16 protein-coding genes and 1 pseudogene are annotated in these 22,960 nt (G+C 59.8%); 14 read left to right on the plus strand and 3 right to left on the minus strand.

What is annotated here, in order from left to right:
- The first annotated feature begins 17 nt into the window (after window positions 1-17).
- From LWW89_RS14075 to LWW89_RS14115, 9 genes and pseudogenes are all read left to right on the plus strand, one after another.
- A complete protein-coding gene (locus tag LWW89_RS14075) occupies window positions 18-3,455 on the plus strand; it encodes a hemagglutinin repeat-containing protein (protein WP_293265211.1) in 3,438 nt (1,145 codons plus the stop codon).
- Window positions 3,452-4,309: a hypothetical protein gene (locus tag LWW89_RS14080; RefSeq protein WP_293265212.1), complete on the plus strand. Its 858-nt coding sequence runs from the start codon at window positions 3,452-3,454 to the stop codon at window positions 4,307-4,309. The genes LWW89_RS14075 and LWW89_RS14080 overlap by 4 nt, the downstream gene beginning before the upstream one ends.
- 142 nt (window positions 4,310-4,451) lie before the next feature.
- A pseudogene (locus LWW89_RS14085) lies at window positions 4,452-5,391 on the plus strand (IS481 family transposase).
- A gap of 95 nt (window positions 5,392-5,486) precedes the next feature.
- A complete protein-coding gene (locus tag LWW89_RS14090) occupies window positions 5,487-5,942 on the plus strand; it encodes a hypothetical protein (RefSeq protein WP_293265213.1) in 456 nt (151 codons plus the stop codon).
- Window positions 5,939-6,397, plus strand: coding sequence for a hypothetical protein (locus LWW89_RS14095; RefSeq protein ID WP_293265214.1), 459 nt, complete (start codon window positions 5,939-5,941; stop codon window positions 6,395-6,397). Before LWW89_RS14090 ends, LWW89_RS14095 begins: the two co-directional genes overlap by 4 nt.
- An 18-nt stretch (window positions 6,398-6,415) precedes the next feature.
- Window positions 6,416-8,161: a hemagglutinin repeat-containing protein gene (locus tag LWW89_RS14100; RefSeq protein ID WP_293265388.1), complete on the plus strand. Its 1,746-nt coding sequence runs from the start codon at window positions 6,416-6,418 to the stop codon at window positions 8,159-8,161.
- A 402-nt stretch (window positions 8,162-8,563) separates the two neighbouring features.
- Window positions 8,564-13,075: a hemagglutinin repeat-containing protein gene (locus LWW89_RS14105; protein WP_293265215.1), complete on the plus strand. Its 4,512-nt coding sequence runs from the start codon at window positions 8,564-8,566 to the stop codon at window positions 13,073-13,075.
- Complete coding sequence (locus LWW89_RS14110; protein ID WP_293265217.1) at window positions 13,072-13,419, plus strand: hypothetical protein; 348 nt, start codon at window positions 13,072-13,074, stop codon at window positions 13,417-13,419. The genes LWW89_RS14105 and LWW89_RS14110 overlap by 4 nt, the downstream gene beginning before the upstream one ends.
- 284 nt (window positions 13,420-13,703) lie before the next feature.
- Window positions 13,704-14,027, plus strand: coding sequence for a hemagglutinin repeat-containing protein (locus LWW89_RS14115; RefSeq protein WP_293265219.1), 324 nt, complete (start codon window positions 13,704-13,706; stop codon window positions 14,025-14,027).
- 76 nt (window positions 14,028-14,103) lie between these two features.
- Here the strand turns inward: LWW89_RS14115 and LWW89_RS14120 are convergent, their stop codons facing one another.
- Together LWW89_RS14120 and LWW89_RS14125 are read right to left on the minus strand one after the other, a co-directional pair.
- The gene (locus LWW89_RS14120; RefSeq protein WP_293265221.1) at window positions 14,104-15,282 is read right to left on the minus strand and encodes a DUF2863 family protein; all 1,179 of its coding nucleotides are present in this window, start codon (window positions 15,280-15,282) and stop codon (window positions 14,104-14,106) included.
- Window positions 15,283-15,454: 172 nt separating this feature from the next.
- Window positions 15,455-17,575, minus strand: coding sequence for a site-specific recombinase (locus LWW89_RS14125; RefSeq protein ID WP_293265223.1), 2,121 nt, complete (start codon window positions 17,573-17,575; stop codon window positions 15,455-15,457).
- A gap of 91 nt (window positions 17,576-17,666) precedes the next feature.
- On the opposite strand from LWW89_RS14125, the gene yaaA reads away from it, so the two are divergent.
- From yaaA to LWW89_RS14140, 3 genes are all read left to right on the plus strand, one after another.
- Window positions 17,667-18,449 (plus strand): peroxide stress protein YaaA, encoded by a 783-nt coding sequence (gene yaaA / locus LWW89_RS14130; RefSeq protein ID WP_293265225.1) that lies wholly within the window; start codon window positions 17,667-17,669, stop codon window positions 18,447-18,449.
- Between the two features lie 124 nt (window positions 18,450-18,573).
- Window positions 18,574-18,960 carry a VOC family protein gene (locus LWW89_RS14135; RefSeq protein ID WP_293265227.1) on the plus strand — a complete coding sequence of 129 codons (387 nt, stop codon included), beginning with the start codon at window positions 18,574-18,576 and terminating at the stop codon, window positions 18,958-18,960.
- A gap of 60 nt (window positions 18,961-19,020) precedes the next feature.
- Window positions 19,021-19,398 carry a VOC family protein gene (locus LWW89_RS14140; RefSeq protein WP_293265229.1) on the plus strand — a complete coding sequence of 126 codons (378 nt, stop codon included), beginning with the start codon at window positions 19,021-19,023 and terminating at the stop codon, window positions 19,396-19,398.
- A 15-nt stretch (window positions 19,399-19,413) separates the two neighbouring features.
- Here the strand turns inward: LWW89_RS14140 and LWW89_RS14145 are convergent, their stop codons facing one another.
- Window positions 19,414-20,433, minus strand: a complete 1,020-nt coding sequence (locus LWW89_RS14145) for a LysR family transcriptional regulator (RefSeq protein WP_293265231.1) — start codon at window positions 20,431-20,433, stop codon at window positions 19,414-19,416.
- Between the two features lie 203 nt (window positions 20,434-20,636).
- Here LWW89_RS14145 and LWW89_RS14150 point away from each other — a divergent pair, with 203 nt between their 5' ends.
- Together LWW89_RS14150 and LWW89_RS14155 are read left to right on the plus strand one after the other, a co-directional pair.
- A complete protein-coding gene (locus LWW89_RS14150) occupies window positions 20,637-21,563 on the plus strand; it encodes an alpha/beta hydrolase (protein WP_293265232.1) in 927 nt (308 codons plus the stop codon).
- A gap of 149 nt (window positions 21,564-21,712) precedes the next feature.
- Complete coding sequence (locus tag LWW89_RS14155) at window positions 21,713-22,957, plus strand: efflux RND transporter periplasmic adaptor subunit (RefSeq protein ID WP_293265233.1); 1,245 nt, start codon at window positions 21,713-21,715, stop codon at window positions 22,955-22,957.
- The last annotated feature ends 3 nt before the right edge of the window (window positions 22,958-22,960 follow it).

The raw sequence follows: 22,960 nt of genomic DNA on the forward strand, positions 1-22,960 counted from the left end.
GGGGGTCGAAGAAGACGGTGACCACCCGCGACAGCGTCAAGGACACCACGGCCATCGCCAGCACCTTTAGCGGCGACACCGTTCAACTCCAAAGCGGCCATGATCTGACAGTTACCGGCAGCAACGTGGTATCGACCAAGGGAACGGTGCTGCAAGCGGGCAACAATCTCACCATCGAAGCTGCCCGCGAAACCCACGAAGAAACCCACTTCCGCGAGGAAAAGCGCTCTGGATTCCTGACGGGCGGGGGCAGCATCACCATCGGTACCCAGCAAAAGAGCAGTGACGGGCGGATGCGGGAGAACACCAGTGCGGCGAGCACCGTTGGCTCGACGGAAGGCAGCGTGATCCTCAAGGCAGGCAGCGCTTATACCCAGGTGGGCAGCCACGTGCTTGCCCCGCAAGGCAACATTGCGATTTCTGCCGAGAAGGTAGACATCCTGGCGGCCGAGAACACCCTGTCGACGCGGCAGGAAGACAAGTTCAAGCAAGGGGGGCTGACGCTGGGCTTCACTACCCCAATCATTTCGGCGCTGGATACGGCGCAGCAGATGAAGAAGTCGAGTGGTCAGACAGGCGACAGCCGCATGAAAATTCTGGCAGGAGCCACCACGGCGCTTGCAGCCAAGAATGCGGTGGATGCCGTTGCGCAAGACCCGGCGGCCGGTGGCGGGGTTGGCATCTCGATCATGATCGGCGGCAGCCAGAACCAGTCGGTCGTCACTCGGGAAGTGAGCACGGCGGCCGGCTCCACGGTCACGGCGGGCGGCGACATCAGCATCGAAGCCAAGGGCGGCGGCAAGCAAAGCGACGTCACCATCGGCGGCAGCCAAGTCAAGGCCGGTGGCGATCTGAGCGTGACGGCGGACAACGACATCAACCTCCTGGCGGCACAGAACACCGACGACCTGCAGCGCAAGAGCAGCGGCCAAAGCGGTGGAGTCGGCGTCTCGATCACCTATGGTTCCAACGGTTTTGCCTTCGGCATCACCCTGAGCGCCAGCGGCAGCAAGGGCAAGGGCAAGGGCGAAGGCAAGGACGTCAGCTGGACCGAGACCCAACTCCAGGCCGGGCAAAAGCTCGCCCTCAACTCTGGGGCCGATACCAATCTCAAGGGAGCTATCGCCGAAGGTAAGCAGATCACCGCCCAGGTTGGCGGCGATCTGAACATCGAAAGCCTGCAAGACAGCAGCGAATTCCACAGCAAAGACCAATCGATCGGTGGCAGCGTCACCATCGGCTACGGCTTCTCGGCCTCGGTCAGCGCCTCGCAGCAAAAGCTCGACAGCACCTACAAGAGCGTGCAGGAACAAAGCGGGCTCAAGGCTGGCGATGACGGCTTCCAGGTCACGGTCAAAGGCAATACCGACCTCAAGGGCGCGGTCATCAGCAGTACCGACAAAGCGGTCGACGACGGCAAGAACAGCCTCACCACCGGCACCCTCACCAGTAGCGAACTGCAAAACAAGGCCGAGTACAAAGGCAGCAGTGTCGGCATCGGCCTGGGCTACACCAGCACCGACTACAGCATGGTCAAGGCTGACGGTAGCCGTGCCACCCCGGCCCCCAGCAGTGGCGTTGGCACCGACGCCAAGGGCCAAGCCCAGACCGGCAGCGCCCAGACCCCAGGCAGCAGCCTACCCAGCCTAAACGGCATGTCGGCCACCCCGCCGATCGCCCTCTCTGCCAAGGGCAGCGACAGCAGCACCACGCAAAGTGGCATCAGCGGCGGCGCCATCACGATCACGGACGACGCGGGGCAACAAGCCAAGACGGGCAAGAGCGGCGAAGAAACCATAGCCAGCCTGAACCGGGACGTTGCCACGGGCAAGGACACCGCCAACGCCCTCAAGCCCATCTTCAACGAACAGGAAATCCAGGCCGGCTTCCAGATCACGCAAAGCTTCATCCAGCAAATGGGCACCTTCCTCAACAACCGTGCCCGGGAAGCAGACGCTGCCAAAGCCGAACTCAAGAAAGAACAAGGCAAGCCTGCCGACCAGCAAGACCCGACCAAACTCGCCCAACTGCAAAAAGCCATCGACGACGCCGCTCAATGGGGGCCCGGTGGTACCTACCGGCAACTGGCCACCGCCCTGATGGCGGCGGCGGGTGGCAACGTCACGGGCAGCAGTGGACAATTTCTCCAGTCAGCGGCGGTGAACTACCTGCAAAGCCTAGGCGTCGAGCAAGTTAAGCGGATAGCCGACAGCCTGATGAAGGACGGCAAGCCTACGGCGGAAAGTGAAGCTACCCGAACGGCCCTGCAAGCCTTGGTCGGCTGCGCCGGTGCTGCGGCACAAAGCCAAAGCTGCGGCGCCGGGGCCAGTGGTGCGGCGGCTAGTGTCGTGCTTAACAACATGCTCGACGTGCTGACCGGCAAGGGGGCGGATACCCTCAGTGCCCAGGAGAAGGAAGCACGGAAGAATTTGGTGACGAGCGTGGTGGCGGGGATTGCGGCTGCAGCGGGAAGCGATAATGTGGCAACGGCTACCAATGCGGCGACAATTGAAGCTGAAAATAACGCACTCGTTAAAAAGGCGGACATTAAGGTCGCATTGTCAGCCCTGAAAGCGTGCCAGGGTAAAACTTCATGCATCAAAGAAAGCCTACAAGATTTTGATAAGAAAAACCGCCAGCAGTTGGCTGATTGCAAAATTCAAGGCAATTGCGACCGCCTGGTTCAGCAGTATAAAGATGGCATCGATGGGCTAATTGCGAATCGAAATATCATTGGCGAAAAAGAGTTCAAGGCAAGCCTTCAAGATAACTTGAAGGGCATGGCCGAGGCTGTTGCCAATGGGGTGGCTTTTGAGGCGAATCAGAAGCAATTTACCCAAGCTCTTATTGATCTTGCTCCATTGACAGGAACGGCTTCATCTTTCTATGAGCTAATCACCGGAAAGACCGTTGTTACAGAAGAGGATGCAAGCCGCTCTTTGGCGGCACTAGGGATTGTTTTAGGAGTTGCGCCTGGCGGCAAGGCTGCTTTGCATACCCTGGAAGGGGTTTTCGATGCCGGAAAAGTTGCGACTCAGTCTGCCAAAATGCTGGCAGAGAATCAGCTAAAAGGCGGAATATTCGAAAAATCTGTTCTAGATTATATTTCAACCACAAAAAACACCACTGGTTATACCGCAAATATTGCGGGGCGGGCTGTTACGGTAATACCTGATGCAGGCGGGGTTAGTGGTCGCATTCTTGAGATTAAAGATGTTGCATATCTTTCCAACAGCAATCAATTTAGAGCCTATGCTAAACTTGTAGGAGAGGGTGGAGAAGCTGCCACAGGCTCTCTAAAAGGTACGGCAATTCAATTTGAGGCGATAGATCTTGTTGTTTCTCCTGGGACAAAAATATCAAAGCCTTTGCAAATATTAATTGATAAGTCAGGGGGCTCTATACGGGAATTTGATCCTCTTGCTAAAACAATGAAAGTCTGGGAGGCAATGTGAAAAGCAGAATTCTAGAGTGCAGAGTTAATTCCTTGCTTGGTGTGATGTTAGATGATGCCGAATCTTTTACCAATGCATTTAAATGCATTTTGACAAACTTTCCAGAGGCCGCCCCGGAAAGATGGAATATTGTTGAGCCAATCAACAAACCGTTTGATATTCACGAAATTGAGAAGAAAGCGAGTTCTAGTAATTTTGATATGCTATGGAAAAGAATTTCTTACCCCAAAGGTTGGGGCAGTATTCAAAAAATAACTTACCCCAAAAAAGGAGCTCAACATGCTAGATTTGACTTTGAGCTAAAAATAAGGCGCGACCTAGAGAGTAAGCTTTGTTGTTTCTTGAAAAAAATAGCATCTAAATTTTCGACTGACTACATATCCATTAATTTTTCTCACCCTGAATATTGTAGATTTCAAAGACTAAGTGATGGAGAGTTTGTGCCAACATGGGTACTAAGAAAATGGCTGCCTGACATATTCTGGGGGCAAATATTTGGTCGGCCTTACATTGATCTTTTTGGAATGGAAAAACTACTCTCATGCCCAGCCTACAAAGTTGAGATGATTTCCGATGACTTGGTTTATATGCAGATAACAGAGTCAATTTTTGATGCTGCGGAAGATTATTCTTATTTTGATGCCAAGAGAAATGAAGCCAAGATGTTTTTGGATGACAATATATTTTTCGATCCTGAAAAATCCGTGGAATACGTGAGAAGACTTCAATCGCAAGGGCCAGAAATTTTTGAAGCCAACAAGATTTTTCCTGAGGATCATATATATAAAACCCCGGAATTCAAAATTGATAAACTCTCTCCAATTAATTGGTTTGGCGGAAAAATGTCGCAATAAAATGTTTTTTGAAACCAGAATAAAATTGTGATGTGAAACCAGCGATTATGGGTGGCGATAAATTTTGTGTCCTGGATGATTCCCTTATTTTCCGCTGGCGTGGTTTACTGCTGGCGCGGGACATTCTCCAGGAACTGAAGCAATGCAAGTGAGACTGCACAAGAACGCCACGACGACCCCGAAGACGCCAGAGCAGCGACCTGCCCATGACAGTCCTGGCCGAGCGCCTGGGCGTCGCGGTCGAGACCATTTGCCCGCTGGAAGCACCGGGATTCGGTCGAGGACCGCTCCCACACCCCCCATCGCCTGCAAACCACTCTCAGCACCGAGCAGGAAGCCCTCGTCCTCATCTTGAGGAAGAGCCTCGATCTGTCCCTGGACGACCTTCTTGCCGTCGTCCATGAGTTCATTCACCCCACGATCACCCGCTCCGCCTTGCATCGCATGCTCAAGCGGCATGGCGTCTCGAAGCGCGAGTCGGTCGAAACAGACAAGCCCAAGCCCTTCAAGGCCTACGTACTCGGCTTCGTTCATATCGATGTGAAGTACCTGCCGCAGATGGCGAACGAAGACCGGCGGCGCTACCTGTTCGTCGCCATCGACCGCGCCACCCGCTGGGTCTTCATCACCGTGTATGCCACCAAGACGGCGATCAACGCCAAGCGCTTTCTAGCGGCGCTGGCTAAGGCGGCGCCGTTCTACATCCGTACTCTCCTGACCGACAATGGCAAGGAATTCACCGACCGCTTCATCACCTCGGGCGAACGTATCCCGACGGGGAAACACGCCTTCGATCAACTCTGCGCTGAACTGGGCATTGAGCATCAACTGACCAAACCGAAGCACCCGCAAACCAACGGCATGGTCGAGCGCTTCATCGGTCGCATCGCTGACTTGCTGCGCACTCACCATTTCCGTTTGGGTGAGGAGCTGGAGACCACGCTCGCGCGCTATGCCAGCCTCTACTGCCGCAGAAAGCTTTGGGCCATATCAGTCCCGTCCAGGCCATGAAGAAATGGCAGCTCTCAAACCCGGACCTCTTTTATAAACAGGTCGTTAATCTTCCGGGACATGACAGCTAATCACCGGAAAGACCGTTATTACAGAAGAGGACGCAAGCCGCTCTTTGGCGGCACTAGGGATCGTTTTAGGAGTAGCGCCTGGCGGCAAGGCTGCTTTGCATACCCTGGAAGGGGTTTTTGACGCAGGGAAGGTCGCAGAAAGCATTTCTCCTGTAAAAGAATTAAAAGTGGCCTCTGATAAGGAGCTAAAATTAAGAGAGGTTGTTGGTGATGGCTTAGAGCATGACCATATTCCTTCTTTTGCTGCACTCCTCGCAGCAAAAGAGATGGAATTAGGCAGGCCTCTTACAAAAGCTGAGGAAAAGACTTTATATAAAAATGCGACCGCTATCGAGGTTCCTAAGGGTATTCATATAGAAAGCCCAATATATGGTGGAAAAAACAACATTAGCCAAGCTAGAATGGATGCTTTCGACTTATGTGGTGCTGTTTGTAGAGACACTACGGCGCTTCGAATCGATTTATTAAATCGAGGCTATGACGAAAAAATCGTCAACCAGGCTATTAAAGAAGTAATCGATAGAAACAAATTGATTGGAGTTATTAAATGAGCTTGGCGCTTTTTGATTTCATCCCAACCCTTGGGCACTATGAGGAGTCGAAGGAAGTTGCCACTATTTTCAATAAAATCGAGGGCGAGCCAATAGTTTCTCATGGCTCTGAAAATCTTCCTGCCGAACTTCGGACAAAATATTATCAATTCCTTTCTTCTGGAATTGAATTTGGGTTTCGCTCGAACAAACTAAATCATATTCATTTTTACCCAAGAGATCACGAAGGATATTGTTGTTACGATGGGTTGGTCGGTGGGTTTAAAGCCTGTGACATAGATGAAAAAAATTCAGACTTAATTTTTTCTGGAGAAAAAACCTCAGGCGGAGGATATGATGACAGTCTTTTAGGGTATATTTTTCGCTGGGTAAAATATAATTTTTATAATTACTCAATCAGAATTGAATTTGATAAGAATGGGCATGCGCGGCTAATTTCAATATTGAATAAATAAAACAATCTTCATTTCACCATCGGTGGCAGCCAAGTCAAGGCCGGTGGCGATCTGAGCGTGACGGCGGACAACGACATCAACCTCCTGGCGGCACAGAACACCGACGACCTGCAGCGCAAGAGCAGCGGCCAAAGCGGTGGAGTCGGCGTCTCGATCACCTATGGTTCCAACGGTTTTGCCTTCGGCATCACCCTGAGCGCCAGCGGCAGCAAGGGCAAGGGCAAGGGCGAAGGCAAGGACGTCAGCTGGACCGAGACCCAACTCCAGGCCGGGCAAAAGCTCGCCCTCAACTCTGGGGCCGATACCAATCTCAAGGGAGCTATCGCCGAAGGTAAGCAGATCACCGCCCAGGTTGGCGGCGATCTGAACATCGAAAGCCTGCAAGACAGCAGCGAATTCCACAGCAAAGACCAATCGATCGGTGGCAGCGTCACCATCGGCTACGGCTTCTCGGCCTCGGTCAGCGCCTCGCAGCAAAAGCTCGACAGCACCTACAAGAGCGTGCAGGAACAAAGCGGGCTCAAGGCTGGCGATGACGGCTTCCAGGTCACGGTCAAAGGCAATACCGACCTCAAGGGCGCGGTCATCAGCAGTACCGACAAAGCGGTCGACGACGGCAAGAACAGCTTCAGTACGGAAGGAACACTCACACTGTCGAATCTGGAAAACAGAGCCGATTACGATGGCAAGGCTACTGGCGTCAATTTGGGCGCTGGTATGAAGCTCGATGGATCGCAAGCAGCAATGGGAAGTGGTGCTGGTGTGGGCAAAGAAAGTGGGAGCGCAGCCAGTACAACAGAGTCGGGTATCAGTGGCCTTGCTGGCAACACGACAATCAGAACTGGAGACAGTGCTAACGGCATCACCAAGATTTTTGACGCACAAAAAGTGCAGGAAAGCTTGGATGCCCAGGTCAAGATTACCCAGGCATTTGGGGAAAAAGCAGGGAAAGTTGTTGCTGACTATGCCAAAGAGCAGCGGTCAGCGTTGTATGCACAGCTTAAAAATGCCACTAGTGATGAAGATATTTCCTCTATCAAAGGAAAAATTCAGGAAATTAATAATGAAGAGCGTGTTTTAAACGTGCTCATTGGAGCAGTTAGCGGTATGGGTGGAAATATTCTGCTCAAAGAGAGTCTGTCCTTAGGGGCGGAGAAGATGAGAGAAATTACTATTGAAAATTCAAGTCTATTCAAAGGTGTTTCTGATGGGAAAACGGTGCTGAATAATGTGTCCGGAGTGAGCGAAGGTGTTCGTGGAGATGGAACAAAGGGCGGTGGAACGCGAGTTGATCTAGATAATATATGTGGTGTGGATAATTTTAGGTGTGTAACAACTATTGATAGTAATGGAAATCGAATTCTTGATCTAAAAGATGGGATGGTTCAGTGGGATTCAGATGCTGCAAAAGGTATGACACTAGCTGAGTTTTTAAACTCTCAGGAGGGACAAAAAGCAGCAGGAGCAACGGGGGGTATTCAAGGATGGAAGGGAACGTTGTTTGGAGTGCCTTATGCTGCTGGGAGTTGGCAGGATAAGCTGATAGAAGCATTTGGAGGGACGCATGATTATATCGGGGGGCAGGTTACTGGGCTATACGATGAACAAGGGAATACTAAGCGTGGTATGAGTGATACTGAACGATTTATTCGTGATCGTGTATCTGAAGCTGCAATTTTGCCATCAGCACCATTTGCAATGGCCGAATTGTTACCTCCTGAAGTCTGGAAAGGAATTTCGATCCTGTTAGGGGGCGCAAGATGAGGCGATGGGTTTCAGTGATCACCTATTTTTCCGCATGCATAGTACAGTCAGGGTGCTTGTGTATAGGATGTTTCGTTCCACAGTTGCCACCGCCGCCAAAGCCATTGATAGAAGATTGGGTTAAGCGTGATTTTTCGGTAGAACAGCGTTTGGGTGATTGGAAAAATTGTGGAGGTTATAAGGATGGGAATTTTTCGATTGATCCGGGAAATAAAATTGAAGGTGAGAATAGTGAGCAGGCTTACAGTAGGCAGCATGCTAATTTGCAGCGCTGCTTAATTGAAAAAGGCTATCGCTATATTGGCCATTGTGAAAGGGGAATGAAGGAAATGCCTGCGTGTGGGGCTCCCTAATGAGGTTACGGCGAAAAGCTTCACCAAGTTTCACCAACTCATTCCCGGGGTGGCCCTTACCGAAGCCCTGATTGCCCAGTTGACCAGCGACATCGTCTGGCTGGTCGAGAAGGACGTCACCCTGCCCGACGGCACCCATACCCGTGCCCTGGTGCCCCAGGTCTACGTGCGGGTCCAACCCGGCGACATCGACGGCAACGGCGCCTTGCTGGCCGGCAGCAACGTTGATCTCAACATCGGCAGCAAATTCACGAACAGCGGCACCATCGCCGGGCGCAACGTGGTTTCCCTGACTGCCGACACCATCAATAACCTGGGCGGGCGCATCGCCGGCAACAACGTCGCGCTGACCGCCAGAACCGATCTCAACAATCTGGGCGGCCTGCTCCAGGGCGGCGACAGCCTGATGCTTTCCGCCGGTCGGGACATCAACGTGGCCTCCACCACCCACACCAGCCAGAGCGGTCAGGGTGATCGCACCAATGTGGACCGGGTTGCCGGCCTCTACGTGAGCAACCCCAAGGCGGTCCTGCTCGCCAGTGCGGGGCGCGACGTCAACCTGCTGGGCGCCCAGATCGTCAACGAAGGCGCAGGGGGCACCACGGCCATTGCCGCCACCAACAACCTCAACCTGGGCACCGTGGGCGAAAGCTACCGGCAGGACCTCATCTTCGACAGCCGCAATACCCGCAAGGAAAGCAGCCGTCAGGAAGTGGGCACCATCATCCAGACCAGCGGCGACATCCAGCTTCTGGCCGGGCAGGACATCACGGCCCGCGCCGCCCAGGTCGCCAGCGACAAGGGCGCCATGCTCGCCAGCGCCGGGCGCGACGTCGCGATCACCGCCGGCGAAGCCGGCTACAGCCTCGACTCGAGCAGCTACAGCAAGAGCACGGGTAGCTGGGGGTCGAAGAAGACGGTGACCACCCGCGACAGCGTCAAGGACACCACGGCCATTGCCAGCAGCTTCAGCGGCGACACCGTTTTCATCCAGGCCGGGCAAGACATCACGGTCAAAGGCAGCAACGTTGCCGCCGTCAATGCGGCCACGCTCATCGCCGGGCGTGACCTGGCGCTCGAAACCGCGACTGAGACCCATGCGGAAAGCCATTTCCGGGAGGAGAAGAACTCCGGTCTGTCGTTCAGCGTCACGGATGGCCTCAGCTATGGCAAGAGCGCACAGAACCAGAATCTGAATGGACAAGGCAGCACCCAGGTGGGCAGTACGCTCAGTGGGGCAAACGTATCCACCGCAAGCGGCCGCGACACGCGCATCGTCGCCAGCAACGTGCTGGCCGACCAGAACATCGACATCGCCGCTGGGCGCAACATCGATATTTTGGCTGCCGCCAATACCAATACGACGAAAAGCGAAGCCCACAGCAGTTCAGCCAGCCTCGGCCTGGCGACCGGCCTGTCGGCCAACTTCACCATCCTGAGCCTGGGCAGCGGCGCCGAGAACGGCAAAGGCACCGTCGTGACCCAAAGCACCAGCCTTCTCTCGGCTAATGGCGGAAGCCTTACGCTGAATGCGGGACTGGACAGCCAATATCAGGGAATGGGCCAAGGCAACATCACCACCCAGGGCGCCGATCTGATCGCCAAGGATAAAATTACCCTCAGCGGCAACGCGATCGATCTGCAAGCCATCGCCAATACCACCGCCGCCCGGAGCCATTCCGAAAGCAAGAACTTCACCGTTGGCGCCCGGCCTGCGGGGGTTGTGGGAAGTCTGATCAGCCAGATCTCTGACCGCGTCACTGCTGTCAGCAAGGGCACCGGCAACAGCCGTCTCGACAACGCCATGGCCCTCAAGGCGGGTTACGACACCTACAAGCTCTTCAATGCCGGCGAGGCCGCCAGCGCCGCCGCCCAGACCGGGGCCGATGCGGTGCAGAGCGCCGGCAGCGGCGCCAGCTTCGGCGTCTCCGTCACCATCGGCAGCAGCAGCTCCCAGAGCAACAGCCAGAGCGCCAGCAGCCAAGTGCTTGGAACCAACCTTCAGGGCAAGGACATCGCCCTAACCGCCCGGGAGACCGACATCCATCTCCAGGCGGCCAAATTGCAGGCGGAGAACGTCAGCCTGGACGCCGCCCGTGACGTGCTGCTGGAAGCGGGGGCCAATACCAGCAGCCTCCACACGGACAACTCCTCCTCCAGCGCCAGCGTCGGCGTCACCATCGGCATCGGGCAACAAAGCGGCATCAGCATCCAGCTCGGCATACAAAACGCCAAGGGCAAAGCCAACGGCAGCGAGACCGTCTACGACAACACCCTCATCACCGCCACCGACACGCTCAAGATCAAGAGCGGCAACGACACGACCCTGAAGGGCGCGCAACTGGCGGCCAACCACGTGACGCTGGACGTTGGCAGAAACCTCACCATCGAAACGCTGCAAGACCGCAGCCAGTACGAGTCCGAGCAAACAAGCGGCGGCTTTGGCGTCAGCCTGTGCATCCCCCCCTTCTGCTACGGCACCAGCTCCGCCAGCGTCAATGCGAGCGACCAAAGCATCAAGCACAACTACCAAAGCGCGGTGGGGCAAAGCGGCATCGCGGCCGGCGATGGCGGCTTCGACATCAAGGTCGGGCAACAGACCGACCTGGTCGGCGCCGCGATCACCAGCACCGCCGACGCCGCCAAGAACCACCTGACCACCGGCAGCCTCACCAGCCGCGACCTCACCAACACCCAGCACACCGAGGGCAGCAGCAGCAGCATTGCCCTGACCGGCAGTTTCGGCATCGGCAACCAGCCCGACCTCAAGGTCGCCAGCGCCTTCACCCAGGGCGCCAACAACATCGCCCCCAACGTCCTTGGCAACAAAGCGCTGAACGAAGGCATGCCCAAGAGCGGCAGCGAGCAAAGCCAGACCCAGAGCGTGATCAGCCCGGCGCAGATCCAGATCACCGGCAGCGGCGACGCCGCACGGGACGCCCAAAGCCAAGCCACGGCCGACACGCTCACCCAACGGGACCCCAAGACCGCCAACCAGGCGCTGACCAACACGCTGACGCTGCAACAAGTCGCGGAACTGGAAAAGGCGCTCAAGACCGCCCGGCAGAACGACGAAGCCGCGCGCCTGCTGGCGCAGACCGGGCAGGAACTGGCCAACACCATCGGCACGGTGGCCGGAAAGAAATTCGATGAACTGAACAAGGAAGCGATGGCAGCCCGCATTGCCGGCCAAACCGAGAAAGCGGACGCACTCGCAGCCGAAGCCGCGAAATGGGACGAAGGCGGTGCCTACCGTGTAGGACTGCATGCGCTCGCGGGAGCGCTGACGGGCGGGGGAATCGAGGGGGCCTTAGGCGCAGGCGCTGTCGCAAAAGCCGCCCCGCTACTCAATGATCTTCAGGGCAGTATCACCAAGACGCTGAAAGACGGCGGAGCCAGCGACGCCCTGGCCAATTTTGTCGGACAACTAGTCTCTGGTGGCGCGGCGGCTGGGGTGGGGGCGCTGGCTTCTGGTGGAAATGTCGCCGGGGCATCCACGGGGCTCAATGTGGATGTTAATAATCGGCAGTTGCATCTGAGTGAAGCACAACTCATCAAGCGATTGGCCAAGGGCGATCCGAAGAAAGAAGCCAGACTGACGGCGGCGGCATGTGCAATGGTGCGTTGTGCTGACGGCATACCTATTACCGATCCAAGCTATGGCTATTTGAAAAGTTTGCAGGATGCCGGCGGCATGATGTTCGCTGAGCAGGTAATTCTGAATGGTCAGCGGGGAGTGGCTGGAGAGGTCTTGTTCGAATACAGCAAGTGGGATAAAGCCGGGGATCTCTGGTCGCAAAACAAGATGGGGAGCCGCTTCGTTGGTGCCGGACAAGGCTTATTTGGGGTTTTGGGGGTTGCCGGTAGTACAGCAATATGCACTACTGGTTTGGGATGTGCAGCGGGGCTTGTCACCGGTACGATCAGCGCCGACTATGCGCAGGCAGGCATAAAACAGGCGTGGACTGGCGATGCTGCAACGACCTACGGCGAGCAGGTACTGAAATCTTTCGGACTGAGTCCCGAGGCTGCTGCTTATACTTATGCTGCACTTGGAGTACTTCCGTCAGGCTTGCCTGCATTAGGGCAGATGTTCGCGAAAGTTGCTCCGCAAATCGACGCATTAGCGCTGAATGCAGGAGCTAAATTAGGGCAGAACGTTGATGACTTTGCTAGCAGTCTGGCAGCACAGTCAACTCGCACAGCAGGAAACGGTAATCGTGTCGTGCTGGGAAAATGGGAAGGAAATTATTCTGGTTATGTTGGTGATGCAAAGCTAAATGGTGGTGTCTGGTATCAAACAGACCCCGGGGTTTGGGAGAAAATGACAGTAGGACTTACGCAACAGGAGTCACAGGCTTTGGCTTGGAAAGTAAATGAGGCATTTTTAAAGCAGCAACTTCAAAGTGGTGTGCGATCAATAGAGTTTGTTGGTGCTACTCCTGAAGCTGTTATTTTAACAAGGCCTGACTCTTTTTCCGCAAGAGAGGTATTGTTTTTGACAGAAAATGCGGGGAAGTTTGGATATGTTAGAACTGCGTCTGGTTGGATAAAGAAATGAAGTGTAAAGAATTGATTGCGATAGTAAATTCTAATTTGGGTCAAGTTTTTGAAAAAAATAACTTGAATTTGGCTGGGGAGGCATTTGATCCTGAGCGTCATTATTCTGCGGTGACTTGGAAAAATGATAATTTTATACTGGAGATTTATTCAGACCCGATGGGTGGTGAGATTAATTGCCGAATTAAGGATGTCTCTCAAAAAATAGATGAAGGGTGGAGGTATATCTATGAGGTTGTTCCTTCGACAATAGAGGAGCTTCAAATTGCCTATACCACGATGCGTTCTGAAAATGAGCAGCTAAATAGTATTATTGTAAAATTAAGGAAGTTTTTAGAAAAATAAAATTTTAGGCACTATGGGTGAGGTTTGTAATTAATTTCGTTTTGCTGATGGGTATTTTGTGGGGTGTAGGTTTCTTGTGGTGTGCGGACCGGTGAGATAAGTGACACCTATCTCACCGGTCCGTACACTTGTGGGATTAAAATAGATATGCAGATTTACATGTTGTCACAGAATTGGAGGAGGTCTCTTCTTTCATGGTGGGTAATTGATGATGGTTTTTTTGAACGATATTTCTTGTTGTAATTAAGCTTGTGTTTGGAATAGAGGGCTTGCTCTAGTGGAGAGTGAGTTTTGTAAAATGCTGGATCAAGATCAAGAGCGGCAACGACACGACCCTGAAGGGCGCGCAACTGGCGGCCAACCACGTGACGCTGGACGTTGGCAGAAACCTCACCATCGAAACGCTGCAAGACCGCAGCCAGTACGAGTCCGAGCAAACAAGCGGCGGCTTTGGCGTCAGCCTGTGCATCCCCCCCTTCTGCTACGGCACCAGCTCCGCCAGCGTCAATGCGAGCGACCAAAGCATCAAGCACAACTACCAAAGCGCGGTGGGCCAAAGTGGCATTGAAGCCGGCGATGGCGGCTGCGATATCAAGGTCGGACTGTGAAAAGCCTTGAAAAGAAAAACCCCGCTGTGCAACGTGCAACAGCGGGGTTTTTCTTTGGCGAACGAGATCGCAGGCGTCAGTGCAGCATCCCGCCTGCCGCGCCGTGGGCCGGTTGTTCCGGCATTTCAGCGTGGAGCAGTTCGCCTTCTTTGTTGGGATACAGGGGGCTGCCGCAGTCGTCGCAGAACTCCAGGGGGAAGCGGTGATCGTGGATGGTCACGTCCTGGAAGCCGGCTTCGGCGAGGATGGCTTCGATTTCCGGCACCACTTCGGCGTTGTCGTCCTCGGTGCCGAGCAGGGGCCAGACCACGCCGTAGTAGATGTCGTCCGAATCCCGGGGGCCGATGCCGATGCGGTATTCCTCCAGGCGCTGGTCGTGGAAGGGGCCGATCACCGCCTTCATGGCCGCCGGCTCCAGGTTTACCGTGGTCTGTAGGAAGGCGATGGCGGCGCGCAGGGAATAGGGGCGCGAAGCCTGGTCGGTCTGGCGGCAGGCGGCGTGGTAGGCGTCCGGCAGCTGCGGCTGGAAGGCACAGCCGGGCAGCAGAGCTTCCACCGTGGGGCCGGCCTGGGCGATCCATTGGGCAAGGGCCTTGTCCTTGTCGCCGTCGGGCTCGTTCCAGCGGAACAGGGCTTCGCCCTGGGGCACGGCCACCGCCGCCAGCAGGTAGCGGGTGTCGGAGAGGAAACGGTTGGTTTCCGGCAAGTCCTTGGCGTTGAGCTTGAAGTCGCGGCCGGTGAGGGCGCGCACGCCCAGTTCGCAGGTGATCTGGAAGGTTTCACAGAAGCTGCGCGGCAGCTGGTCCGGCGAGAAGAGGAAGTTGGCCAGGGCCACCTTGGCGTTCTTGGCCAGCACGTGGCCCGCCAGTTGTGCCTTGAGGGCGCCCAGGGTCTCCGCGGAGAGGGGCGCGGCGGGGATCGAGAAGCGGGACCAGGCCAGCACCGGGCAGGCCACCAGCAGCACGTCCCAGACCTTGCCGTCGTGGTTGAGCCGGGTGCTCTCGGCCCGGGATTCGACCATGTCGGCCAGTTCGTCGTGGGCCGGGCCGTCGGCCTCGAACAGCTGGTCCAGGGCGGCGGTCAGGTCGGCCTCGTTGTCGTCGCGCAGCAGTTCGTCCACCGCGCTGGCGAGGCGGGGTTCCCAGTAGGCGTCTTCCAGCTTGCCGCCGGAGCGGGACAGGCCGGTCGAGAGCCAGACAAGCTGGGCGGCTTCCCGGGGGAGGTGGGAGCGGGCGGAGGAACGGGGTTTTCTCATGGCGGAAGCACTTAATGGCGCGGCCCGGAGGGTGTCCGGGCCGTGTGTAATGTAGCGGTCATCGATTCTACCAGACCCGGGGCCTTTCCCCCGCCGGGGGGGGCGGGAGGGCGGCCCGGCAGCGGGGCCGGGCAGTGGGGCCGGGCAGTGGGGCCGGGCAGTGGGGGCAAAATCAGGCTTGCGATTCCCGCGGGCGCTCCGGTTCTCCATCCCTCGGAGCGTCGGGTGCGGCCTCGGCCAGCACCGGCTCCACCGCCGGCGCGGGATCGGGCAGGGCCGGGCGGGGCGGGAGGAAGAATTCCCGTGGATGGCTCCACAGCCGGCGCAGCACGCTGCGGCCGAGCTGGCGGCCCTGGGCGAAGGTGACGCCCCGGGCGCGCAGGGCGACGAACAGGGCCAGGGTGAAGCTCACCAGCAGGTTGGTCAGGCCGATCAGGGCCACCCCCAGCACCGCCGGCAGCCAGATACCCAGCGGCACGCCAAAGTCCAGGGCCACCGTGGCGAAGCCCAGGTTGGCCGACGAGAAGGCGATGTGGCGGATGTCGATGGGCAGGCCGAACAGCACGCCGATGGCCCACACGCCGCCAAGCATGAAGCCGAAGAAGAAGTTGCCGGCCAGGGCCCCCAGGTTGTTTTCCACGTAGCGGGCCACCCGGCGCATGCGCGCCTCGCCGAACAGGGTCTGGGGCCACTTCAGGCGCAGGATGCGCTCCGGGATGCGGTTGTAGGCGCACAGGTTGTCGTAGTAGCCGGCGAGCAGGCCGGAGAGAAACAGGCAGACGCCGGCGATGGCGGCGTAGATGATCGCGCCGCTGTGCCAGGGATGGACCTCTTCGAGCATGTGCAGGGCCTTTTCCGGCCCGACGAAGTGTTCTCCGGCCACGCCGCGGACGAGCAGGGCCAGGATGAAGGCGGTGGGGATCGCCAGGCCCACGTTGCCGATGATGGCGGCGATCTGGCTGCGGATGGTGCGGGCGATCAGGGTGGCCAGGTTCTCCAGGTCGCGCACCTTGCCGCTGGCCTCGCCGATGGAGGCGGCGATGGCGTTGGCGGTCATGGCCGGCTGCTTGGTGGCCACGGTGAAGTGCAGCATGTGGATCAGCACGAAGCCCAGGCCGTAGTTGAGGCAGAAGGACAGGGCCTCGTTGAGTGGGGCGAAGTGCTGCTTTGACAGGATCACCTTCAAAGCCGCCATGAAGGCGACGATGAAGCCTGCCCCCAGGGCCGAGCGCAGCAGCGAGAAATACTCGGGCCGGCTCTCGGTGATGTAGTGCTCGCCGGTGTGGCCGGCGTTTTCGGTGACGCGCAGGGCCAGCAGTTCCACGTTCTGGCGCAGGTAGTGGCGCAGGTTGTTCTTGCGGCACTCGGCCCGGATCAGGGCCACCATCAGCACGGCGATGCGCGGCAGCAGGTGGGGCAACTGGCTGGCGGTGTCCTTGTCGTCGTGCAGGCCGGAGAGGATGTCCACCAGGGTTTCGGTGCGGCGCAGGTTCTGCTTGAGGCGTTGCAGCTGGAAGGTCAGGGATAGGCTGGTGCCGGCCCGGGCCGCCCGGCTGCGGATGCGCTCGGCCACGTCGCGGCACTGGCCGAGCAGCACCAGAAGATGTTTTTCGTCGAGCTTGTCGTTGCTCGGATCGGCCCACCAGGCCTCGTACTTGTCCAGGTAGGCGAGCATTTCCACGTTCTGGGCCAAAAACGGCGAGGCGAACTTCTCCAGGGCTGGTTCCAGGCGCAGCACCTCCGGCTCCAGGCCGATGGCGGAGATGCGGTAGGACAGCACCCGCAGGGCTTCCAGCACCTGGGCTAGGGGATGGGGGGGAGGGCCGTCCCGGCCTTCGTCCAGTTCGTCGAAGCGCAGGGCGTGGAGCAGGTCGGTCCAGGTGTCCAGCCCCACCTCCTGCACCCACAGCTGGTCGCTGGCCTTGTGGAAGAGGGTGGCCACCACGTCGCGCAGGGTGGATAGATCCACCACGTCGGGCAGGATGGTGCGGGACAGGCGCCGGCTTGACTCGGTGAAGAAGCCGGTGTTGGGGAAGACCCCGGTGTCCACGTACAGGGACACCTGGCGGCGCTCGGTCATCAGGCCCCACAGGGCCTGGCGCAGGGCGGCGCGCTGTTCGGGATGCTGGCCAAGCTGAAAGCACAGGGCCTGGATGGCCTGGCGGGCGGCTTCGCCGTCGTGGGCACGCCTGGGGCGGATGTGCTCGACCAGTTCGGTAAGCAGTTCCACCGGGTCGTTGCCGTTCTCGACGAGGGGGATGAGGCGTTGCAGCAGATCTTCCATGACATTCATGGTCTTGTTCTTTTCCCGTGGCGAATTTGTCGAATGTATGTGCTTTTTACCGTGCCATAATTTTTCGACGTTTTTTGTAAAGGATTGTGCCGTGCATTTCGTGATTTCGCCCGCCAAGAGCCTGGATTTCGAGACTCCCGCCCCGATCGAAACGGCCAGCGAGCCACGCTTCCTCGACCGTTCCGCGGCCCTCATCGAGACCCTGCGCCCCCTGTCGCCGGCGGCCCTGGCCAAGCTGATGGACATTTCCGATCCGCTGGCCGTGCTCAACGTCACCCGCTACGCCGACTGGCGCCCCGAACACGCGCCGGGCAACGCCAAGCAGGCGGTGCTGGCCTTCAACGGCGACGTCTACGAAGGGCTGGACGCCGCCAGCCTGTCGGCCGCCGACCTGGCCTACGCCCAGGACCACCTGCGCATTCTTTCCGGCCTCTACGGCGTGCTGCGCCCCCTCGACCTGATCCACCCCTACCGGCTGGAAATGGGCACCAAGCTGGCCAACCCGGGGGGCAAGGACCTCTACGCCTTCTGGGGCGAAACCCTGACCGACAGCCTCAACGCCGAACTGGCCCAGGCCCCGGCCGGCAGCGCCGCCCTGGTGAACCTGGCCTCCGAAGAGTACTTCAAGGCGGTCAAGCCCAAGAAGCTGGCGGCGCCGGTGATCGATTGCGTGTTCGAGGACTGGAAGGGCGGCAAGTATAAGATCATCAGCTTTTATGCCAAGCGCGCCCGGGGACTGATGGCCCGCTACGCCATCACCAACCGCATCGACCGGCCCGAGGGCCTGAAGGGCTTCGACCTGGAAGGCTACGGCTTCGATGCCGATGCCTCCGAGGCCCGCCGCCTGGTCTTCCGCCGCCGGCTGGAAGGCTGACCCCTGGCCCGTGCCGGGGCGGCGTTCGCCGTCCTGGCGACATCCCGCCGACGTGCTAGGGTAAAACCTGGCGTTGGCCACGGCCCGGCGGGCCGGCCGGCGCAACACGAACAAGGAGCTTCCCATGATCGATCACACCGGCCTGGTCGTCAGCGACTTCGCCAAGAGCAAGGCTTTCTATACCCAGGCCCTGGGCGCCATCGGCTACGGCCTGCTCATGGAGCTTCCCGCCTCGGTCACCGGCAACGCCGACGTGGCGGGCTTCGGCGAGCCGCCCAAGCCCGATTTCTGGATCAGCCGGGGCACCCCGAACCAGCCGTCCATCCACGTGGCCTTCCGCGTCGCCAGCCGCGCCCAGGTGGATGCCTTCCACGCCGCGGCCCTGGCCGCCGGCGGGCGGGACAACGGGGCCCCGGGGCTGCGCCTCCACTACCATCCCAACTACTACGGCGCCTTCGTCCTCGATCCGGACGGGCACAACATCGAAGCGGTGTGCCACGAGCCGGAGTGAGCAGGAGCCTGCTCTCCGGCACGGCGGCATGAAGGTTCTCCCTCTGCGCAAGGAATCCCCATGGGCAATCCAGTCGGCTGGTTCGAGATCTACGTGCAGGACATGGCCCGGGCCAAGGCCTTTTACGAAACCGTTTTCGACGTCCAACTGACCAAGCTGGCGGACACCGAGTTCGAGATGTACACCTTCACCATGACCCAAGAAGGCTACGGCGCCTCCGGCGCCCTGATCCGCATTCCCGGTTATCCGCCGGCCGGGGCCGTGGCCAACAGCGTGCTGGTCTATTTCCACTGCGCCGATTGCGCCGTGGAGGCCGGCCGGGTGGCGGCGGCGGGCGGGCGCATCGAAACGCCCAAGAAGGCCATCGGGCCCTACGGCTTCATCGCCCTGGCAGTGGATAGCGAAGGCAACACCATCGGCCTGCACTCCATGCAATAAGCCCGGTGGGCCGGGTCAGAAGATGCACTCGGCCCGGTTGTGCTGCTCGATCACCGTGCGCAGGGTATGGGGCTCGGGTGTGCTGGGCGAGACGAAGGTGCACACCTTCGGGTCGTACTCCTCGTCCCGGCCGCTTAACAGCGGACAGCTGGAGAACAGTTCCGCCACCCAGTCCACGAAGGCCCGCACCTTGGGCGACAGGTGCCGGTTTTGCAGGTACACCACCGAGATCGGCATGGGGCTTGGCTTCCACTCGGGCAGCACCTCCACCAGTTCCCCCGACTCCAGGTAGGGCAGGACCATGAAACGGGCCGGCTGGATCAGGCCGAAGCCCTTCAGCGCGCAGGCCACGTAGGCCTCGGAATCGTTCACCGAGATGCGGCCGTGCACCTTCACCTCGGTGCTCTTGCCCTCCACCACGTAGTCCCAGTCGATGGTCCGTCCGGTACGGGTCGAGAAGTAATGCACCGCCTGATGGTCCTGCAATTCCTCCAGGGTTCTGGGGGTGCCGAAGCGTTCCAGGTAGGACGGTGCGGCGCAGGTGACGCTCTGGAAACTGCCGATGCGCCGCGCCACCAGGGACGAATCCTGCAACTCGCCGACCCGGATCACGCAATCCACCTGCTCCTGCACCAGATCCACCGGCCGGTCGCCCATGCCCAGGGCGATCTCGATCTCCGGGTGGCGGCTGTGGAACTCGCACAGGCGCGGAATCAGGATCAGCCTGCCGATGGAGGGGGGCACGTCCAGGCGCAGCCGGCCCCGGGGCACCCGGGCCACGTCCCGGAAGGCGGCCTCGGTTTCCTCGACTTCGGTCAGGATGCGGGCGCAGCGCTCGTAATAGGCCGCCCCGTCCGGGGTCAGGCTGACCTTGCGGGTGGTGCGATTGAGCAGGCGCACCTGGAGCATGGCTTCCAGGTTCTGGATGGTGGTGGTTACCGTGGCCCGGGGCAGGCCCAGGCTTTCGGCGGCGCGGGTGAAGCTGCTGGTGTCCACCACCCGGGTGAAGACCTGCATGGCTTGAAAACGGTCCATCGGGGTGTCCTTGCGTGATCCGGCCCGGCAGGTGGGCGGGGGAGGGGAATGCTGAATCCCGGAATTCTTGGAATTGGATTGTTCGGTATTGCCGAATAGTGTTGTCGTGAATTGTATGTTTATCCAATCCACTTTAACACCGAGAATGCGCCCATTCCAACATTCCAAACAACTGGCCGGATCGTCCCGGCCGGCTTTGCCCCATGGACCCCCTTCTTGCTTCGGCGCTGGTTGAAAACGCGATGAACGGCAGCGCCGCCACCGGCGCCGCTGCACCGCCGGCTGGCGTTGCCGAAGCTTCGGCCCCCTTGCAGGTGGATGCGCTTCGCATCGACGGCCATGCCGCCACCATGCCGCTGCGCCTCTACCACCCGGCGGGAGCCAGCGGCCTGCCGGTGGTGCTGTACTTCCACGGCGGCGGCTTCGTTTCCGGCAGCATCGACGACGCCGACGGGGCGGCCCGCTACCTGGCCCGGGCGGTGCCGGCCCTGGTGGTGGCGGTGGGTTACTCCCTGGCGCCGGACTGGCCGTTTCCCGCCGCGCCGGAGGATGCCCACGCCGCCGCCTGCTGGGCGGCGGCCCAGGTCCACCGCTACGGCGGCGACGCCGGCCGGCTGGCCGTTGCCGGCGACGACGCCGGGGGCAACCTGGCCGCCTGCCTGGCCCTGATGGCCCGGGACCGGCACGGCCCGGCGATTGCCGCCCAGGTGTTGGTGGGGCCCATGCTCGACCCGAGCATGACCCTGCTGGGGGATGCGGTCCGGCTCAATTCCGACCTGGACGAGGCCACCTGCGCCGACTGCTACCGCCAGTACCTGCCCCACACCCAACAGCGCCTGCACCCCTACGCCTCACCCCTGGAATCGCGCCGCCTGGGCGGCCTGCCGCCGGCCCTGATCGCCACCGCCGAGTGCGACGTGCTGCACAAGGAGGCGGAAAAATACGCCGCCGCCCTGATCGCCGTCGGGGTGCCGATCCAGGTGTCGCGCTACGGCCGCGTGCAGCACGGCCACCTGCGCGACCACCAGCCCACCCTGGCGGAAGCCGCCGACTTTCTGCGCCGCCACCTGGCGTCCGGCCCCCGTGGCGCCGCGCCGCCGCCCTCCTGTTGTCCCGAACGCAGCGCTTGACCTTGCCGCCGTGGCAAGGCCGACGCTGTTGCGGCTGACCGTTCACTGTCCCTGACCACTCCCGTTTTTCCTCTCCCGGCTCCGCCTTGCGCGGCCCGGGCCGGCCCCTGTCATCCCTGAAATCCCTGAATTTTCGTATGGAGCCTGCCATGACCCGACGCTTCTCCCTCACCGCCACCCGCCTGGCGGTGGCCGCCGCCCTTACCGGCACCGCCGCCCTGGGCGGCCTGGCCTTGTTCTACGCCCACCCCGGCACGGCGGTGGCTGCCTCGGCCCCGCCGCCGCCGGCGGTGGACGTGGCCGAGGTGGCCAAACGTTCGGTCACCGACTGGCAAGCCTATTCCGGCCGCCTGGAAGCGGTGGACCGGGTCGAGGTCCGCCCCCAGGTGTCCGGCACCGTCACCGCCGTCCATTTCAAGGACGGCAGCCTGGTCAAGAAGGGCGACGTGCTGTTCACCATCGACCCGCGCCCCTACGCCGCCGAAGTGGCCCGGAGCCAGGCCCAGCTCGCCGCCGCCGAGGCCAGGGTGGCCTATACCGGCGCCGACGTGGCCCGGGGCGAGCGGTTGCTGGCCGACAACGCCATCGCCCGGCGCGACTTCGAAGAAAAGCAGAACGCCGACCGGGAGGCCCGGGCCAACCTGCAAGCGGCCAAGGCGGCCCTCAAGGTGGCCGAGCTCAACCTCGAATACACCCGCATCACCGCGCCGATCGCCGGGCGCATGTCCCGGGCCGAGGTGACCGTGGGCAACGTGGTGGCCCCGGGCACGGCCAACGCACCCCTTACCACCCTGATGTCGGCCAACCAGATGTACGCCGCCTTCGACGTGGACGAGCAGAGCTACCTCAAGTACGTGGCCGCCGCCCGGGGCGCCGCCGGCAGCGCCCTGCCGGTGTTCCTCGGCCTGGCGGACGAAGACGGCTATGGGCGTCCGGGGCGTATCGCCTCGGTGGACAACCGGCTTGACACCACCTCGGGAACGATCCGGGTGCGCGCCCTGTTCGACAACGCCGACGGCCGCCTGCTGCCCGGCCTCTATGCCCGGGTGCGCCTGGGCGGCGGCCAGCCCCGGGAGGCCCTGCTGATCGACGAAAAGGCGGTGGGCACCGACCAGGACAAGCGTTTCGTACTGGTGGTGGGCGAGGGCAACCGCACCGCCTACCGGCAAGTGCGCCTCGGCGCCGTCCAGGACGGCCTGCGGGTGGTGGAAGCCGGCCTCAAGCAGGGGGAGCGCATCGTGGTCAACGGCTTGCAGCGGGTGCGCCCCGGTGATGCGGTGACGCCCCAGGCGGTGGCCATGGGCGGCGACAAGGCGGGAACCGGCGCCAAGGCCGATGCCGCCGCCAAAACGGCCCAGGCCGTCGCCCCGGCGGCCGGCGAGAACAACACCTGATCC

It is taken from the genome of Oryzomicrobium sp., from assembly GCF_021287045.1.
Lineage (GTDB): Bacteria > Pseudomonadota > Gammaproteobacteria > Burkholderiales > Rhodocyclaceae > Oryzomicrobium.

Excerpts from the sequence above, each read along its gene's own strand:
- LWW89_RS14095 (WP_293265214.1), top strand. The coding sequence starts at position 5,939 with ATGAGCTTGGCGCTTTTTGATTTCATCCCAACCCTTGGGCACTATGAG.
- LWW89_RS14110 (WP_293265217.1), top strand. The coding sequence starts at position 13,072 with ATGAAGTGTAAAGAATTGATTGCGATAGTAAATTCTAATTTGGGTCAA.
- LWW89_RS14120 (WP_293265221.1), bottom strand. The coding sequence starts at position 15,282 with ATGAGAAAACCCCGTTCCTCCGCCCGCTCCCACCTCCCCCGGGAAGCC.
- LWW89_RS14125 (WP_293265223.1), bottom strand. The coding sequence starts at position 17,575 with ATGAATGTCATGGAAGATCTGCTGCAACGCCTCATCCCCCTCGTCGAG.
- LWW89_RS14135 (WP_293265227.1), top strand. The coding sequence starts at position 18,574 with ATGATCGATCACACCGGCCTGGTCGTCAGCGACTTCGCCAAGAGCAAG.
- LWW89_RS14140 (WP_293265229.1), top strand. The coding sequence starts at position 19,021 with ATGGGCAATCCAGTCGGCTGGTTCGAGATCTACGTGCAGGACATGGCC.
- LWW89_RS14145 (WP_293265231.1), bottom strand. The coding sequence starts at position 20,433 with ATGGACCGTTTTCAAGCCATGCAGGTCTTCACCCGGGTGGTGGACACC.
- LWW89_RS14150 (WP_293265232.1), top strand. The coding sequence starts at position 20,637 with ATGGACCCCCTTCTTGCTTCGGCGCTGGTTGAAAACGCGATGAACGGC.
- LWW89_RS14155 (WP_293265233.1), top strand. The coding sequence starts at position 21,713 with ATGACCCGACGCTTCTCCCTCACCGCCACCCGCCTGGCGGTGGCCGCC.